Below are 2,540 nucleotides of genomic sequence, written 5' to 3' on the forward strand. Positions count from 1 at the left end.
CCCGCCGATCCGGCCGGATCGGCGGGCGCCGTTGGTCTGCACGATGCCTCAGGGGGTAGCGGCCACCACCAGGCACTCCAGGCCGCGCTGCTGTAGACGCTGGCAGGCGCTATGGGCCTGCTCCTGCTCGAAATTCACCAGCCGGGCGCGGAACACGGTGCGCTCTCGAGTGGCCAACTCGGTGATCGCCACCGGAGCCGGGCTGGCCAGGTAGTCGGCGGCGCGACTGGCCAATTGCCGAGCCTGGTCGGGATCCTGGAAGGCCCCCACCTGCACCGCCCAGGCGCCACTGCTGGCGACCGCATCGGCGGGCGTCGACGCCGCGTCGCGGCGCATCAGGTCACGAATGGGGTCGCGGGGCGCCAGGCTGCCCTCGGCCAGGCCGCTATCCTCGGCATAGGTCGGCGAAGCCGGGGCAAAGGCCGCCACCAGCCGCTCGGTGGCCTCGGCACGTGCGGTGTCGACCGCCGCGGTATCGACCGCCGGCTCGCCGGCCACGGCACTGGCCAGCATCACCCCGGGAGTCGCCCCGGGGCGCGGCACCAGGTCGGCGGAGACCGAGGCCAGCAGCGGCGGCACATTGGCGGAGACATCCGCGGCGGCCACCCAGTCACGCCCTCTCTGCAGCGCCAGGCGCTGGAAGCCGTTGTCCAGCAGGGTGGTCATATGGGCATCCCGGGAGTGGGCGGTGAAGCCCCCCATCACCACCGCCAGCAGGCGACGATCGCCACGCCGCGCCGAGGTGGCCACATTGAAGCCGGAGGCGCGGATAAAGCCGGTCTTGAGGCCATCGGCGCCGTCGTAGTTGGAGAGCAGCCGATTGTGGCCGTTGTGCTGGTTGCCGCGGAAGCTGAAGCGCGTGCGGCCGAAGTTGTCGTAGTAGTGGGGGAAGTCCGCCATCAGGCGCACCGCCAGGTTGGCCATGTCCCGGGCGGTGGTGACCTGTAGGTCGTCGGGTAGCCCCGAGGCGTTGCGGAAGCGGGTATCCAGCATGCCCAGTTCCCGAGCCTTGGCGGTCATCATCTGGGCGAAGGCCGCCTCGCTGCCGCCCAGGGCCTCGGCCACCACCACCGCCACGTCGTTGGCGGAGCGGATGATCAGCGCCGGGATGGCGTCGCGCACCGGGATGCTGTCGCCGGCCGCGAGCCATAGCTTGGAGGCCGGCATGGCCGCCGCCTGGCGGGAGACTGGCAGGGGCTGGTCGAGACTGAGGCGCCCCTCGTCCAGGGCCTCGAAGAGCAGATAGAGGGTCATCATCTTGGTCAACGAGGCCGGATAGCGCGGCGCCTCGGCATTGGCGGCATGCAGCACCTCGCCGCTGGTGGCATCCACCACGATGGCGGCATAACGCGGATTGGCCTGCACGGATGTCGTGGCCAGGGCCAGGCCGACGAGGAGCAGTACAGGCACCAGCCAGCGCCCCGCTGCGCCCTTGTAAATGGGCTTCATGGTTAGTTCCCCCGCATAAGACTGCCTTGGTTGGAACGCCGGTGGCCCACGCTGCCGGGGGCACGACCCGTTCCTTGCGAATCTTTTCTCCTTACCTGGAAGTATGCCGACGAAAACGCCGCTGTCCACCGCCGCCCGGTGATTCCGTTTACACCCTTGAGTCACCCTGCCGAGGCCCGACAGCGCCTGGCTATCGCCGGGATTGGCGAATTTAACTCAACAAATAAGAATCATTCTCTTATGATGAAGGCATTCATGATCGAGGAGAGCCGCCATGGCCAAGATCAAGACCCTCACCTTCGCCATTATCCACTTCGGGGTGGCCTTCAGCGTCACCTTCCTGCTCACCGGCAGTTGGGTGCTGGGCGGACTGATCGCCATGATCGAGCCGGCGATCAATACCCTGGCCTATTTCTTCCACGAGAAGGCCTGGGAGGCCTTCCACAAGCGCCGCCCCAGGGCCCCGCTATCGCCCTGATCCCGCTCCCCAAACGCCTCCTCGGCATGGTCGCCCGGCACGCGATTGGGTAGGCTAACGGCCTTCTCTTCCCCGCGGAGCGTCTCCATGCCCACCCTGCCCCGTTCCTTGCCGCTGATCGGCGCCCTGCTGCTGGCCACCCCGGCGGCGGCCACCATGTTCAATGCCGACCGCGTCGAGCCCAGCGGTCATTGGCACTCGCTGCGCCTGAGCCTGGGCGAGGCGCAGCGCTTCCGCGCCACCAATACCCTGGACCAGCCCGGCACCGCCTTCTCGGTGGACTTCGCCCCGCCCCACTGCCAACCCCTGGCGGAGCTGCGGGTCGAGATGCACGAGTTCGTGGCCGAGCCGGAGATCCGCCAGAGTGCGACCGGCCTGCGCATCGACGACCAGGCGTCCTTCGCCGCCCCGGCGGAGCTGCGCCGCGAGCCCGGCGACAGCGGTGCCTATGCCCTCTTCAGCCTCGACGAACCCTATCGCCTGCTGCATGAGCTGCGCACTGGCGAGACGCTACGCCTGCGCCTCGGCGATGACGACGAGCCCTGGGAGCTGGACTTCGCCCTGGACGGCGCCGGCCCCGCCCTGGATCGCGCCGCCCGCCTGTGCCGGCGGG

At 69.1% G+C, this 2,540-nt stretch carries 3 protein-coding genes; 2 read left to right on the forward strand and 1 reads right to left on the reverse strand.

The genetic code is table 11. The features are described 5' to 3' along the window. Positions 1 to 48: 48 nt before the first annotated feature. Positions 49 to 1,449: a D-alanyl-D-alanine carboxypeptidase gene (locus HPA02_RS17975; protein WP_146804577.1), complete on the reverse strand. Its 1,401-nt coding sequence runs from the start codon at positions 1,447 to 1,449 to the stop codon at positions 49 to 51. A 274-nt stretch (positions 1,450 to 1,723) separates the two neighbouring features. Between HPA02_RS17975 and HPA02_RS17980 the strand changes: the two genes are divergently transcribed. Both HPA02_RS17980 and HPA02_RS17985 read left to right on the forward strand, forming a co-directional pair. Then, positions 1,724 to 1,927 (forward strand): DUF2061 domain-containing protein, encoded by a 204-nt coding sequence (locus HPA02_RS17980; protein WP_146804578.1) that lies wholly within the window; start codon positions 1,724 to 1,726, stop codon positions 1,925 to 1,927. Between the two features lie 87 nt (positions 1,928 to 2,014). Beyond that, positions 2,015 to 2,540, forward strand: a 526-nt coding sequence (locus HPA02_RS17985) for an invasion associated locus B family protein (RefSeq protein WP_146804579.1), incomplete at its 3' end; no start/stop codon positions are given.

Origin of the sequence: Bisbaumannia pacifica (assembly GCF_007989625.1) — a bacterium.
GTDB lineage: Bacteria > Pseudomonadota > Gammaproteobacteria > Pseudomonadales > Halomonadaceae > Bisbaumannia > Bisbaumannia pacifica.

Bases quoted from the DNA above. Each gene is read 5' to 3' on its own strand.
- HPA02_RS17975 (WP_146804577.1), bottom strand. From the start codon at position 1,449: ATGAAGCCCATTTACAAGGGCGCAGCGGGGCGCTGGCTGGTGCCTGTA.
- HPA02_RS17980 (WP_146804578.1), top strand. From the start codon at position 1,724: ATGGCCAAGATCAAGACCCTCACCTTCGCCATTATCCACTTCGGGGTG.